12 protein-coding genes are annotated in these 14,793 nt (G+C 53.6%); 7 read left to right on the top strand and 5 right to left on the bottom strand.

Features of this window, described 5'->3' with window-relative positions; all coding sequences use genetic code 11:
* The first annotated feature begins 11 nt into the window (after positions 1-11).
* Entirely contained in the window at positions 12-1,319 is a 1,308-nt protein-coding gene (locus tag BKP64_RS16490; RefSeq protein ID WP_070972592.1) for a DUF3422 family protein, read from the top strand.
* Between the two features lie 49 nt (positions 1,320-1,368).
* Here the strand turns inward: BKP64_RS16490 and BKP64_RS16485 are convergent, their stop codons facing one another.
* Together BKP64_RS16485 and BKP64_RS16480 are read right to left on the bottom strand one after the other, a co-directional pair.
* A complete protein-coding gene (locus BKP64_RS16485; RefSeq protein ID WP_070972590.1) occupies positions 1,369-2,040 on the bottom strand; it encodes a THxN family PEP-CTERM protein in 672 nt (223 codons plus the stop codon).
* 173 nt (positions 2,041-2,213) lie between these two features.
* A complete protein-coding gene (locus BKP64_RS16480; RefSeq protein WP_070972588.1) occupies positions 2,214-2,987 on the bottom strand; it encodes an ATP-binding protein in 774 nt (257 codons plus the stop codon).
* A 129-nt stretch (positions 2,988-3,116) separates the two neighbouring features.
* Between BKP64_RS16480 and trxC the strand changes: the two genes are divergently transcribed.
* From trxC to cysK, 3 genes are all read left to right on the top strand, one after another.
* Positions 3,117-3,557 carry a thioredoxin TrxC gene (trxC, locus tag BKP64_RS16475; RefSeq protein ID WP_070972586.1) on the top strand — a complete coding sequence of 147 codons (441 nt, stop codon included), beginning with the start codon at positions 3,117-3,119 and terminating at the stop codon, positions 3,555-3,557.
* 70 nt (positions 3,558-3,627) lie between these two features.
* The gene (locus BKP64_RS16470) at positions 3,628-6,555 is read left to right on the top strand and encodes a transporter substrate-binding domain-containing diguanylate cyclase (protein ID WP_083329247.1); all 2,928 of its coding nucleotides are present in this window, start codon (positions 3,628-3,630) and stop codon (positions 6,553-6,555) included.
* A gap of 39 nt (positions 6,556-6,594) precedes the next feature.
* Entirely contained in the window at positions 6,595-7,566 is a 972-nt protein-coding gene (cysK, locus tag BKP64_RS16465; protein WP_070972584.1) for a cysteine synthase A, read from the top strand.
* Positions 7,567-7,604: 38 nt separating this feature from the next.
* On the opposite strand, the gene BKP64_RS16460 is transcribed toward cysK, so the two are convergent.
* The gene (locus tag BKP64_RS16460; protein WP_070972582.1) at positions 7,605-8,918 is read right to left on the bottom strand and encodes a glycerophosphodiester phosphodiesterase family protein; all 1,314 of its coding nucleotides are present in this window, start codon (positions 8,916-8,918) and stop codon (positions 7,605-7,607) included.
* Between the two features lie 93 nt (positions 8,919-9,011).
* The gene (locus BKP64_RS16455; RefSeq protein ID WP_070972579.1) at positions 9,012-9,269 is read right to left on the bottom strand and encodes a YdcH family protein; all 258 of its coding nucleotides are present in this window, start codon (positions 9,267-9,269) and stop codon (positions 9,012-9,014) included.
* A 448-nt stretch (positions 9,270-9,717) separates the two neighbouring features.
* Between BKP64_RS16455 and BKP64_RS16450 the strand changes: the two genes are divergently transcribed.
* From BKP64_RS16450 to BKP64_RS16440, 3 genes are all read left to right on the top strand, one after another.
* On the top strand, positions 9,718-10,431 hold the full coding sequence (locus BKP64_RS16450) for a glutathione S-transferase family protein (protein ID WP_335627846.1): 714 nt from the start codon (positions 9,718-9,720) through the stop codon (positions 10,429-10,431).
* Positions 10,432-10,545: 114 nt separating this feature from the next.
* On the top strand, positions 10,546-12,066 hold the full coding sequence (locus BKP64_RS16445) for a P-loop ATPase, Sll1717 family (protein WP_157755437.1): 1,521 nt from the start codon (positions 10,546-10,548) through the stop codon (positions 12,064-12,066).
* Between the two features lie 158 nt (positions 12,067-12,224).
* Positions 12,225-13,004 carry a hypothetical protein gene (locus BKP64_RS16440; RefSeq protein WP_070972575.1) on the top strand — a complete coding sequence of 260 codons (780 nt, stop codon included), beginning with the start codon at positions 12,225-12,227 and terminating at the stop codon, positions 13,002-13,004.
* 191 nt (positions 13,005-13,195) lie between these two features.
* Here BKP64_RS16440 and BKP64_RS16435 read toward each other — a convergent pair whose 3' ends face one another.
* The gene (locus BKP64_RS16435) at positions 13,196-14,665 is read right to left on the bottom strand and encodes an OmpA family protein (RefSeq protein WP_070972573.1); all 1,470 of its coding nucleotides are present in this window, start codon (positions 14,663-14,665) and stop codon (positions 13,196-13,198) included.
* Positions 14,666-14,793 lie beyond the last annotated feature (128 nt).

The following is a 14,793-nucleotide window of genomic DNA, read 5'->3' as shown; positions in this document are numbered from 1 at the left end:
AGGACACCGCCGTGAGCGCACGACTGGAATCTTTAGACATCCATCCCCTGCGGGATGATCTATACGACGAGCTGCACTCACGCCCGTTCCAGGTTCTGCCAACGCCGGCCCGCGTTACCCAGATAGCGGTCCTGACAACGCCAGAACAACGGCGACAGCAGTTCTTGCACCTGCAGGAACTGCACCGCCTCCTCGGCCACCCATGGCCGGAACAGGAGGTAGGCTGCTTCGAGCAGACATTCGGCACCCTCCGTGTGCGCCGGGAAATGCACATGGAGTTTGCCACCTATACCTTTACCAATCTTGCCATCAGTGACGATGCCCCCTTTTCAGAAACCGGAATTTCACCCTTGCCGGAAGGCTGGCTGGAGGCGCTCGCAGGCACCTTGGTAGCAGCCTTCCACCTGGACATTCGCCCGGCTACCGAAAATGCCAATGACGACCTGGCCTACGTGCGCAAGCATTTCGAAGGCATGAGGCTGGTTGGCAGCAGTCCCCAGGAGGGCGCCGCCCGAGTTTGGGGCACGTTCAAGCTGCACAGTGACGGTTTTGGCCGATTCATGGTGATGAACCATCACATGTCAGACAGCCAGCTGGGCCGGCTGACCCAGCGCCTGATGGAAATTGAGACCTACCGGTTAATGTCCCTTCTGGCGCTCCCGGTGGCACGGGAAATCACGCCATCCCTGAACGACATGGACCAGAAACTGGCCATCATCACCCAGGCGCTTGCAGACAATCAGGACGTCGACGAACAGAAACTGCTGGCCCAGCTGACCAATATTGCAGCCCGGATTGAAGCCTTTCGGGCCCACTCCACGTTCCGATTCTCCGCCACCCGCGCCTATCACCGGCTGGTATTGACCCGGCTTGACGAACTTCGGGAAGACGAACTCTCCGGCCACCTGACCATTACCGAATTCATGACTCGCCGGCTGACCCCGGCGGTAAAAACCTGCGAAGCCGTCAGTGAGCGGCTGGAAGACCTTTCAAAACGCGTGGATCGTGCCTCGGACATGATGCGCACACGCGTGGAGCTGGCGATCCAGAGCCAGAATCAACAGTTACTGACCTCCATGGACCGGCGCTCTAAAATTCAGCTGATGATGCAACATACCGTTGAGGGCTTCTCAGTAGTCGCGATTTCCTACTACCTGATCGGCCTGCTGAAGCTGGGACTGGACTCCATGTATGACGCCGGATTCAGCTTTAATAAGTCACTGATACTCGGCGTCGCTATCCCCACCACCATGATCCTGGTGTTTTTTGGCGTTCGCACCATCCACCACCGGTTCCTGAAGCTGGCCAAACGGCAATAAAAAACGGAGCCCCATCAGGTCTCCGTTTTTTCAGGCTGGCGAGTCAGTGTCAGGCTTTTTTACGGCGGGAAAAACCCAATCCAGCCAGACCAAGCCCGAGTAGTGCAAGTGTTCCGGGCTCAGGCACTGCAGCGGTGAAGCGTGCCCTGAGCTGGGCAGTATTCGCCTGCCCCTCGATGGTGCTGAACGACGTAGTGGGATTCCCGTTCTGAAGGAAACCAATGAGCTCCATCGTGTACAGCGTTCCGTCAATTACGAAGGTATCGCTGGTGACGAGATTCTGGAAATTCACGATGTCATTGCAGCAATTGCCACCGCCGGTGTTGGGGGTTTCGTTATGCAGGAACGTAAACGTGAAGGGGCCGCCATTGGTAGCGGGATTCCCGTCAATATCCAGATTCACCGAGATATTCAGCTGGGCTTGAGTAATCCCGGAACCAGAACCGATCGGGTAGTTGAAGTGGGTGATATCACCAACCGTGAAAATATCATTGATATCCAGGTTATTAACCGGCGCATTGCCGTCAAACCGATACCCACTCTGTTGGCCTGAGGTGATGCCCCAACGAATTTCGTTGGTGCCAATACCGGATACATTCGCGCCACCGACAACATTATTCCAAATGCCACCGACCGTGTTTACGTTGATAACAGCGGCTGACACCGGAAGTGAGACGGCCGCAGCCAGAGCCGCTGCAGTCAGGGTTTTAATAGCATTCATCGCGAGTTCCTTTTGCTTGTTAGTTGACTTGCCATTAAGAACGCAGCCAAAAACGAGCCAGCAGGAACAAAATGCATGTGAAATAATCGGTTATTAATTGATCAGTTTTCTAAGGCCACCAAGCCTCCGCTGAGATGTAAAGAAACTGGACAATAGAGTTCATGCCAAAGCCATCAGGACGCACGGCCGACCTGACGAAAAAACTGCTGTGCCGTACGTCCATTACGCACGCCCTTGCCGGTGGCGAACCGGATGGCTTCCCGGTGCAGGTTGTCACGGTCCTCGACTTCCGGGAACAAGGCGTCCACCGCCTGCAGGTAGACGTCCTGTGAAAACGGATAGAACGACAGCTGTAGACCAAAGCGGTCGGCCAGCGAGACTTGCTCCTCAATGGCCTCAGCCGGATGCAGCTCACCGTCTCGCATCTCGCTCTTGAGGTTGTCCGACATGAACTCCGGCATCAGGTGGCGACGATTGGAGGTGGCGTAGACCCGGACGTTCTCCGGTGGCAGTTCCAGCGACCCTTCCAGCACACTCTTTAACGCCTTATAGCCCGACTCCCCGACGTCGAAGGACAGGTCATCACAAAAAATGACAAAGCGGAAACTCAGGTCGCAGATATCGTCAACAATCTCTGGCAGATTCACCAGGTCGTCCTTGTCTACTTCAATCATCCGTAATCCGCGCTCACTGTAGCGGTTCAGCAGCGCCTTGATCAGCGACGACTTGCCCGTTCCCCGGGAGCCCCAGAGCAACACGTTATTGGACGGTTCCCCGGCCAGAAAACGCTCAGTATTCCGGGCCAGCGCCTGTTGCTGTTGGTCGATGCCTGTGAGGTCATCCCATTTTACCGGGTCCAGCCGGCGGACGGCTCTCAGCCCGGAGCGATGACGACGCCAGACGGCCGCGGGCGTGGCTCGCCAATCAAAGGTTTCGTTCAAAGACATACATTCCTTTCCTGTTCCGTCCGGTATCAGCTTGTGAAACACTGACCATTCATTGATTCCCGTTTATAAGACAGACTTTACCTCAAATCGACGGGAAGTCGGTCACTAACATGACTGGAGAGAAACCCTATGTCCGATCCACTTCAGATCAAATGCCCCCATTGCCTGAGGACCAACCGGGTACCTGCGTCACGGCTTGGTGAACGACCCAATTGCGGCGCCTGCAAAAAGCCCCTCCTCAATGGCGATGTTGCCACATTGACCGATGCCGCCATGTCAGCCTTCGCAACCCAGTCCGACCTGCCAGTACTGGTGGATTTCTGGGCCAGCTGGTGCGGTCCCTGCAAGACTATGGCACCGGAATTCCAGCAGGCGGCCAAACACTGGGCGGGGAAAGTCTCCTTCGCAAAACTGAACACCGAAGAAGCTCCCCAGGCTTCCGGGCAGTATGGCATTCGAAGCATTCCGACACTGATCCTGTTCCGGGGTGGGCGGGAAGTAGCCCGCCAGAGCGGCGCAATGCCTGCATCACAACTGTCCGCCTGGCTGAACCAGCATCTGGCGGGGTAATCATTTTGGGCAAAACCGGTTCCAAAGGCTACACTTGAACGAGTGGCAGTAGCGGACTACCGGCAACCCGATGAGTGATTTTTTCCCTCCCCGTCGTTCGACCATTCTCATCTGGCTGGGGCTGCTCTGCCTTACGGTCCTGGCCTTTTCGTCTCCGGTTAATGGTCAGGACAGCAACGAAGCGGCATCAAAAACCGCACTCACCATCGGTATACTGGCTGATGACAAGCCCTACTCCTTCTTCGAGGAGCGCACCCCCGCCGGCTTTTCGGTGGACATTCTCAGGGAAATTGCCGCCAACAGCGGTCTGACGTTCGAATTCCGTGCCGGAACCTGGCCGGAAATCTACGCGGCCTTCATGCGCGGTGAACTGGACGCGATTGACGGCATTTCCTATCGGTCGGAGCGTGCTGAAGAGATCCTGTTTACGGATCCCTACCACATCCGCCAAACCTTTCTGATGCAGGACAGCGCACACCCGGTTGGCCAGGTGAAAACGCTGGGCGATCTCAAAAGTCTGAAAGTTGGTGTGGTGAAAAACATCTACTACCGAGGCCTTCTCGAAGAGAGCGGTGTTGACCTGAACACCTATGACTCAATTGCCAGCATGGTCCGGGCTCTCGCCTTTGGATGGGTCGACGTCATCATCGGGCCACAACTCAGCCTCGAATATCAGGCGACTCATGCCGGTTTTCGTTTTCTGGAGATCGCAGGCCCGGCTCCGCTGGGAAAGTTAGCTGAGGAGGATTTCCGCATAGGGGTTCGCAAGGACCTCCCTGACCTCTTTCAAAAAATCCAACAGGGGCTCAATGCCATTCCCGACGACCAGAGAGCAGACTTGCTCGAACGCTGGCAGGAATTTGGCGGTGCAAGCCTTACCGAGACGAAGAGTTTCACTCCGAGTACTCGCCAGAGCAGGTTTCTTAAAGAGCTGGGGCCGGTGCGTGTCGGCGTTATGCGGGATTATTCCCCCTTCAGCTTCCGGGACGCCGGTAAACTTCAGGGGCTAACGGTAGATGTCCTGGATCGCCTGGCAGACCTGACGGGATTGCAGGTCATACCTGTGGGTGGGCAGTGGTCCGACCTCCTGCCAATGCTCGAAGACGGTGAGATAGATGTGCTCGCCAACATGTCCAAAAATCCGGAACGCCTCTCGTTCACCCGTTTTACCGAGCCTTATTACACTATCCCCAACGTTGCCTTTACCAAAGACAAGAGTCTTCAGTTTACGAGCCTCAAAAGCCTGAAAGGGCTCTCGGTCGCCCTTGGCTCCGATATCTATTACGAGGATCCGGTAACCCGCGAGCTGGGTGCCGGTGCCCGGGTCTTCACCTCCCAGGAAGCCATGTTCGAAGCACTCGCAGACGATCGGGTTGATGTGGTACTGGCTGCACTTCCAAACGGTAACTTCTGGGTACGGGAACTCGGGATTCCAGGGGTCCACATTGCCGGTGAACTGGCCCTTGAGGGTCAGCCTTCCGGCGAAGATCTGCGCTTCGGCGTGCGAAGCACCCTCGCGCCATTAGCGGACATCCTTGATCAGGCGCTCGCTGCAATCAGCCCGACAGAGATGAATACCATTGAAAACCGCTGGCTCGGTGCGGGCAGCACCCTGAAACTCAGAGCCGACGAAAAAATCCGTTTCTCACCGGCAGAAGAGGCGTGGCTTGACGACCAGAACCACGATATCAGCTACTGTATCGACAACAACTGGCTGCCCCTGGAGGGCGTGGATGCCTCCGGGAACCACACGGGCTTGTCCGCCGAGGTGATCCGGCTCTTCCAGCAACGAGGCGATATTCATTTCAGCCACGTTGCCACCACATCCTGGCCGGAAAGCCTCGAAGCGGTAAAGTCGGGTGCCTGCGACATGCTCGCTATGGCCATGAAAACACCGGAACGCACGAACTACCTGAACTTTACCGATCCCTACCTCCAGGTGCCCAACATCATCCTCGGGCGTATTGAAGCTCCGTTCATCGAGAATGTTGGCGACCTTCGCGACAAGAAAGTCGCCATTGTCAAGGATTATGCCTTTTCAGAGCTCTTGGAGAACCGGTACCCGGGCCTGAAACTGGTTGAAGTCACAAACGAGACCGAAGGCCTGCGAATGCTTCAGGACGGCCAAATCGAAGGCTATGTCACAACCCTGGCCACGGCGAGTTATTACATGCAGCAACTCGGGCTGGCAGACGTCAAGGTGATTGGCCGGATTCCCGCCGACTGGTCTCTTTCCATAGCCACCATCAATGACGAACCGATCCTCCTGGGCATCATGCAAAAGCTCGTCAACAGCCTCACCCCGTCGGAACGACACAACCTGCAAAGCTACTGGCGCAACATTCGCATTGAGCAATCCGTAGACTACTCACTGGTGTGGCAGTTGCTGGCGGTGGTTGCTCTGATCACGGCCATGCTGGTTTACTGGAATCGCAAGCTGGGGCGGCTCAACCGGCAACTTGAAACCGCTAATGAAAGCCTCGCCCGACTGAGCGTGACTGACGACCTTACACAGCTTGGAAACCGGATCTATTTTGACCGGGAATTCCGAAAGAGCTTCCAGTGGTGTCAGCGGCATGGCACCGGCTTTGCAACGGCTATGGTCGATGCCGATTTGTTCAAAAACATCAACGACACCCATGGCCACGAGGCCGGTGACCTTTGCCTGCAGTCGCTGGCAAACACCATGAGAGCTCATTTTCGACGGGAAACCGATCGGTTGGCCCGGTTCGGAGGCGAAGAGTTCGTTATTTTTACCAGTTATGAGGCCAGACAGGACATCATCCAGCGACTCGACAGCTTCCGAAAAGCCGTGGCAGAAAAAACCATCGTGTTTTCAGGAAGTGAGATCCAACTCACCATCAGTATCGGACTGGCCACTGGTATCCCGGGGCCGGAAGACTCACCCGCACAGTTCCTCCGGCTTGCGGACCAGGCACTGTATGCCGCCAAACGTAATGGCCGGAACCGGCTGGAAGCTCGCGCAGCCAAAAACTGAGCGATAATAGGATTGCGAAAAACGACAAGGAGCCTCCCCATGGCAAGGATCTACGAAGACAACTCACTCGCTATCGGCAACACACCATTGGTGCAACTCAACAGGGTCGCTGATGGCGCAACCATCTGGGCAAAAATTGAAGGCCGGAATCCGGCGTATTCTGTTAAATGCCGAATCGGCGCCGCCATGATCTGGGACGCGGAAAAACGCGGCACCCTGAAGCCGGGCATGACCATTGTGGAGCCAACCAGTGGAAACACCGGCATAGCCCTGGCCTTCGTGGCCGCTGCCCGTGGCTACAAGCTGGTTCTTACCATGCCCGCCTCCATGAGCCTTGAACGACGTAAAGTCCTGAAAGCGCTGGGAGCAGATCTGGTACTGACCGAACCCGCCAAAGGGATGCCCGGTGCAATCGCCAAAGCCGAAGAAATCTTCTCCTCGGATCCGGACAACCATTTCCTGCCGCAGCAGTTTCAGAACCCGGCGAATCCGAGAATCCACGAAGACACAACCGGCCCGGAGATCTGGAACGATACCGATGGCGAAATCGATATCTTTGTGGCCGGCGTTGGTACCGGCGGCACCCTGACGGGCGTTGCCCGCTATATCAAAGGCACCCGGGGCAAGAAAATCACCGCCGTTGCGGTGGAACCGACAGACTCACCGATCATCACCCAGACGCTGAACGGAGAAGACCCGAAGCCCGCGCCCCATAAAATCCAGGGCATTGGTGCCGGATTCGTTCCCAAGAACCTGGACCTTGAACTGGTGGATCAGGTGGAAGCCGTGTCTAACGAAGAAGCGATGAGCATGGCGCACCGGCTGATGCAGGAAGAAGGCATTCTCTGTGGCATTTCGTGTGGAGCAGCCGTTGCCGCCGCGGTGAGAGTCAGCAAACAACCCCAGCACAAGGGCAAGAATATTGTGGTGGTTCTTCCGGACTCTGCGGAACGCTACCTATCGTCTGCGCTCTTTGCAGACCAGTTTGGCGAGCTGGAAAACGTACAGTAAGGGCGTGTCAGGCGCAGCCTTCGGGCTGCGCCCTCAAATCAGTTTCTATCCGCCAGCCCCATGCAATTCGCATAGAACGTGGTCGTCGCCGGCCAGTCCGAGAAGATCCCGATAACGCCCACATCCCTCGCCAGCACGTCGATCACCGTGAGCACATCGCCATCATTGTCGATCGCATCGGTGACCGTCTGATAGTACCAGCCGCCTCCCTTTGCCAACGGGCCGCTACGCTCAACCGTCCAGGCAATCAGATCGAGACCAGCAGTGCGCGCGTTCTCTGCGTACTCAGAGGGAACTATCTCGCCATAACTATCGAGTGTCAGCATTTTCCAGAGTGCCGGAGCCATAACGTTCACACCCTGCGCTTTCAGACTTTCCATGTAGGCCAATGAGGTGTTCCCGGTTGTGGGTGCTGACTGGTCAAGGAATACCGCCTGCCGGCCAAACCGGGGCGTTTCATTTACCCAGTAGAGCACATCGTCCAGATTGAAAGACTGGGGCCAGACATCCTTCGGCTTCACCCCCGCATCCACATAGTCCTGAATCATCTGGCGGGCATAGTCCTGCTGGCTGTAATCACCCTGAAACGGCATATCCACCACCGGTGATTTCAGCTCCGGGGTGAACTTCACGCCCAGCGCCTTGAACAGCTCAATGCTTTCCCGATGTGTCATCAGGGTGCCCCGGCTGGCGTAGAGGTCCGTGCGCCAGTCTGCGGTTCCGGCCAGATACGCCTCTGGCGTGGTCGCCATGGGATTAAACGAATCCATCTTGCCCTTCAGCGATTTGAACTCCGCCAGGGTAATATCGCTGGTCCGGCATTCGGCCTTGGCGGGCGTACCGGAGGCCGGATCTGCCGGCACGAAAGGCTGTGTGCACTTGGCATTCAGCTCGGGAACCGCAACGATGTTGGTGGTGGTGTGGAGATCGTTCTGGGCGTGCCGGCAAACCAGCTCACGGTCCTTGGTGAACGCCACATCACACTCAACGATACCCGCTCCCATCTGCGCAGCGGCAACGTAGGACTCAAGCGTATGCTCGGGGAACTGCAGCGGAGCACCACGGTGCCCGATGGAAAAGTCTGAACGTTTGAGGTGGCGCGCGTTGCAGGACTGCAGGCGTTCCTTTAGCGGGCCCTCGTCCATGTTTTCAACCAGCCAGAAAGGCCGTGGCCCAAGGTGAATGGGCGTTTTAGCGCCAGCGCGTTTGTGCCAGGCCCCTGAGGGAATCTCTTTCCAGTCATCAAGCCCCGGCGGAACCCAGGATTCCTGCTGGGACTTGCCAGAGGCGGCATGCGCCAGAGAGAGGGCGGCTGTACACAATGACAGGCCCACGATGATGCGTAACTTCATAACCAGCTCCTTGTGAAATGAATGATACTGCATCATCAGTGTTCACAAGGAGGGTTACGACGTAAGGACGTTTCTGTGACAGTGCGGCGATGCTCAGCTCGCTGTCGATGCCTCGTATTCACGAATCATTGAGAACAACTGGTCTTTCAGGTTCAGTCGCTTCTTTTTGAGGGTTTCGATGTACTCATCGGAGGTGTTTTCAGCACCCGATTCAATGCGATGAACTTCATGGTCCACCTCATGGTATTCATCAAACAGCTTCGCGAAATGATGGCTGCTGGTTTTCAGAAGGTGAATAGCTTCTTTTGAAGCCGGCAGTTCGTGAATCAGATCGTGCTTTTCGAGGGACATTCAGGAAGTCTCCATGACTTTGAGTGATTTAACTTACCTCAGTGTATGGCTCACTGTGCGTATGGGTCTTGATCCTCGTCAAGCGCGGGCGCTGATCACAAACAGGTAGGTACTATCCGCTTCCCACGGCCTTTGGCAGCCTTTATGTGGGCCTAAGCTAACGCTGGCCTGCTCCCCTCCCATTGTTCCAGAAACCAAATAGGATTCGCGGAGTTATACGAACGCGTTCGCAAAACTCCAAAAATCCGAGCGCGAAATAAAGGTAACCATCTGATAGGGTTGAAAAGGATGAATATAGGGGAAGGAGTTATACGCCCGAGGTTAGGTGCATGGGTGGGACACAACAGAACCTATGACTGTGGCGGTAGCAATCGTGAGAGTCATTCAAGGCGATGTTTTTAAAGATTAAATAGAAACCTTGCAAGCTATTTTCCGTGGATTTTCACGAATGAGGGATATACGAAAGCGTTCGTATAATAAGCTGTTATGCCTCTTGGAGTATATGTCATTGAATCGGTTAGTTATTGGAAATAAGAATTATTCGTCGTGGTCTCTAAGGCCTTGGTTACTCTTGCGCGAGTTCGGCATTCCTTTCTCTGAAGTAAAAATTCCTCTTTACGCGGAAGGAAGCAAAGAGACTTTGCTGAGATACTCCCCTTCGGGCAAGGTGCCTGCTTTCTGCCACGAAAATATTACGGTTTGGGACTCTCTCGCAATATGTGAATTCGTGGCCGATCTTTATCCCGAAAAGAATATTTGGCCGCCAAAACTCGAGGACAAAGCGCTTGCTCGCAGCGTAAGCAACGAGATGCACTCAGGCTTCTTTGCCATCAGAAATTCCCTGCCTATGAATTGTCGTAAACAGATGGTCTTCCACCCTATGACGGAGTCTCTGAAATCTGAGATAGATCGAGTTTGCGAAATATGGCGCGTCTGCCGTAGCCGGCACTCAGAAAAAGGGCCGTTCCTATTCGGTGAGTTCAGTATTGCCGATGCGATGTATGCGCCAATTGTTCTTCGTTTTAACAGTTACGGAATTACGGTCGGGAGTACAGAAAGCGAATATATGAGTACAGTACTGTCTCTAAGTTCATTAAAAGAGTGGATAGCTGAAGGCGTCGCTGAGAAGGAATTTCTAGCCGATTGTGAAGTTGATGCATAACCAGTGCAGGCACGGCGACGCCCATTACATTGCGCCTTTGGCTCCACTCCATGGGCTCGCATGCTGCAAGCGTTGGGCGCGTAGCGAAGAGACAAAGTAAATTTGGGAGGAAGGATGCCACTATTTGAAGAACTGGGATTCAAATCCCACCCGTTTCTAAAAACAAACGCAGATGAAGAAGACTCCTTACAGTCATATTTCGTGCCACCGCCTTACTTCGATGCTGTCGTTGGTGATCCGGCATCTCCGAGTTCTTCAGTTGTCCTCGCACCACGAGGAGCCGGAAAGACTGCCCAAAGGCGTATGGTCGAAGCCGCAGCAGAGAAAGGCGGTTTTCTTGCTGTTACGTATGACAGATTTGAGTTTGGTGCCGGCCAAAAAGTTACAGACATTACGCTCCAGTACCACTTGCGAAATATCATCACACGAGTTCTCTTGGCGTTCCTGTCTTACCTGAGCGAGAGAAAAGACGTCGTTGAGTCTTTGTCAAAGGGCGAAAAAGACCAACTTGCTGTGTTTGTTCAAGCTTATCTAGGGGATTTGACAGGCGATGGCATTCAAGAATTATTAAACGAGCTCAAGAGTCTGCCCGAAAAATTCAAAGATTTTTGGCGCGAACATGTTGGGTTCATGGAATCTGCCATTAACTTCCTACTTCGGACCTATGATCTAGAAAAAATTGATTTGCCTGACTCCAAGCAAGAGGAGAAAAGGCTTGGAGAAACTTATAAGTACCAGCTCGAAACTCTATTGGGTCTAGTGAGGAAAATTGGATTCCAATCAATTTATGTCTTGATTGATCGTCCCGACGAAACAGAGAAGACTGGGAATGATCCATCAGCGGCATACCAATTGATCCAGCCATTAATAAGGGATCTGGAGCTTTTAGGACTTAAGGGATATGCGTTCAAGTTTTTCTTGTGGGACAAGGTTGAACCCTACTATCGCGCTGATGCTCGTCCCGATCGAGTTCCAATGTATCAGTTAACCTGGAACAGGCCGGGTTTAAAAAGCGTCCTAGCGAAACGCATGGAAGCATACAGCGATGGTGGCATAAGTTCCTTTGACCAACTATTAGAGAAACCATGCGGTATTGATGACCATCTCTGCCTTCTCGCAAATGGGTCTCCCCGTAATCTCATTCGGATGTGCGAAACGATAATTGCGGTGCAGGCCGAGCGTGATGCAGCTGCGAGAAAAGTCTCCTTGGGGGCAGTCGACCAAGCTACAGTAATACATGGTGAAAAGGTCTTCATCGAAAATTACGGGGAGGCAGTGCTGAAGGACCTGCAACGTATCGGTAGAGAGCTATTTACTACTAACTTTGTGGCTAACGAGATACTGAAGATCTCAAGTAATGGCGCTCGGAACAAAATCACCGGCTGGGCTAATCAAGGCATCGTCGCACAGGTTGGTACCGTCATCGCTCCTCCCGCAACGCGACCAACTCATCTGTACGGAGTGCTAGATCCGTGTGCGGTTAGAATTATTCATAGAGCTGTGCCATTTGAAGAATTCGTACAAGATCGTTGGTTGCCTTGTGAGCATTGTGTTACCGACAATTTTATTGATCTAAATCTGTATCCTGAGGGAGAGGAACCGCTGTGTCGGGAGTGTGGGCGGGCGTTGGTTTGACGGCGCCCAACAATCGCAGGCACGGCGACGTCTTTTCCATTGCGGCTTCGCATCCATTTCAAAGCCGCGCATGCTGCGGGCGTTGTGCGGTCCTTGGTATACGTAGTGTGTTGTAAATAGTCTTTCTCTCAGGCGTGAATTGAATCAAAGGAGGATGGGTGCACCCGAAGGTTGAAACGGATGATAGAGGATGGGAGGTTTTTCTAACGGATTCCCTTTCTCCACGAACACACCGTCAAAAGATCCTGTTGCTGGTTGTATCTGCATATACTATTTTGGCTGCGGTTTTTGATGAGCAACCGCTGAGCTTGCTCCACCTTGGTGGGGTTACGAGAGAGCATGCCCTTGGGGCAGTTGCTGTGCTCCTTATCTATCTTTCCGTCTCGTACCTTTTTTACTTAAGGCAGGATTTGCTGAGCTGGTACTCAGTAAAAACAGCTTTTATTGGCGCAAAAGCTCGTGATTGTCTTTCTGAAATCCTCCAAGCGGAGCAGAGCATAATTTCCTCTTATGATGGTTTTTCGGAAAAAATCAACGAGTGGGAAAGAAAAATGAAAGAAACCTACTCTCAGCTCACCATACAAGTAGAGAATTGTGAACGCGCGATTTCAGAAGAAAATCCACACTGGGAAAAGATCGTTGAATACGTTGATAAGCATCATGAGAGAGCTAGGTTAAAAGGGCTCGATTCTTTACCAGAACAATGGAAGCAAAACTTTGCTATTCAAAATAAAATAATTAATGGTGCCCAAGGGCAGATTGAAATATCGCTCAAAAAATTGAACGCTCTAGATAAAGCGACCCGTAATCAAAGAGTTACCAAGTGGCTAGGAATCATAGGTTTTGAGATTATTGTCCCGTTTACTCTAGTGTACCTGGCTTTGATCAGAACGACTCAGTACGTCCCTGGTTTGTTGGAGAAAGTACTGTTTTTGTAGGCGCTTATTGTCACATCGCCCAACAAGTAGTTCCAGTTCGTTCCGGGCCTGCGGGCCCTGCACCGGACGCCCCTGTCGTGGCGCCGCTAAACAAAAGCGTTACGTGTTCCGATGAAACCGCAGCCTACCCCGCCCCATACAACCAATCTAAAAGTGAATGGCCTATCGACGGGCCACGGCCATATGAAACCTCAAAACCTGCGAACCAACTCAACCCGCCGATTCAAACGCCGCCCCTCGGTCCACTCATTACCCGCCACTGGCGCATAGGGGCCAACACCCGCAGGCTTCAGGCGACCACTTTCGATCGAGTATTGGGCCTTGAGCACATCCACAACCGACACTGCCCGTCGGCTGGAGAGGCTCAGGTTGTAGTCGCTTTCTCCGGTGTCATCGGTGTGCCCCACTACGTAAAGATTCAACTCTGAGTGCGATTTCATCAGGTCTGAAATCGCCTCTAGGGCATCGGCGGAGCCTTCCTTGACCGTGGCTGAGTCGGTGTCAAAGTAGATGCCATAGACCAACGCTTTGCCCGATTGCTGGAGTTCCTGGTAGAGCTGATCGGCATCGACCGTAATCAGATCTTTCTCAGTACCTTTCTCTTCAATGACAGCCTGCTGCACCCACACGCCACCTTCAAATCCGCCAACGTAAACCGCTACAACAATGCGACCTTGCGCGACCTCGCGGCTTGCAACGAAGTAGTATGGGTCTCGGAAATAGTTCTCTACATCTCCGGTAAGCGCCAGGCGTTGGCCCAAATCTCTGGATGCGTATTCTCCTCCACACTCGGCGCGTTCACAGGAATACTCCAGCGAAAACTCCAGCTTTTTTACGGCCTGGAGATAGTTTTGATAAACCTTCAGCGTCGAAACATTGTCTATCTGATAGGTGTGCTGGCTGATATCTCCGGTAAGGTCCAGGTTGTCAGGCGCCACTCCCTCGGCGTTCAGAACACTGAGAGGAAGGGACATGTTCTCGTATTCCACAGCACGGGATCGATAAAGGCGAGCGCCCGGATAGCGAGCCATCATGGGGTGATCCTGCAGCGTCTCCTCCGCCGTTCGCTGATCCCCCGAAGGTGACGACTCGGGCGCGCTGGTCAGGTAATCCTTTGCGACCGAAATCAGCGTGTTCTGGCTGGGCACTTCTTCTACAACAACCTGCTGGAGTCTGACGTCACCGTTGAATCCGCCCACAAAAAGGCCGATATGAACCTTGCCCTTCGCGCCAGACAGGCTTGCCCGGAGGAAATAAGGTTTAAAATAGTAATTGCCGACATAACCATCACCCGCTATCCCTGAAGCCAGTTCGAGCAGCCCGGAGTCTTTATCCCGGCACTCACTCAGTTCACAGACTGAAACGATCTTTGCGCCCGCATCGCTCAGGGCTTTCTCATAATTTTCGAAAACTTTAAGCGTGGAAACACCTTCAATCTCATAGGTGATTCGGGTGAGATCACCAACGAGGGTGTCGTAAGGAAGGTTGCCTTCGTCATCGGCAGGGCCCGAAGGCAATTCAGTTTGTTCGTAAGCGGTATAAAGCCTGTCTTTGATCTGCGCATCGGGATAGCGGCTTAACAACGGATGGTCCGACTCACTGGCATTAACCCAGGGCGCAAGCAGGCAAACCGTCAAAACGGAGAGGGTTCTCAAGAACATGAACATTCCTTATTCAGCGTCAAGAATAGCTGCCCGTCCTGGCAGCAGAGCGGCGTATGATGTCACTACTGAGTCGGTCCTGCAAAAATCGATTTTCATCGATCTGCCGACTATACCTGACAAGGTTT

Origin of the sequence: Marinobacter salinus, from assembly GCF_001854125.1 — a bacterium.
Lineage (GTDB): Bacteria > Pseudomonadota > Gammaproteobacteria > Pseudomonadales > Oleiphilaceae > Marinobacter > Marinobacter salinus.
The sequence above is the reverse complement of the archived record's forward strand: the minus strand, read 5'-3'. Positions and strand labels throughout refer to the sequence as shown.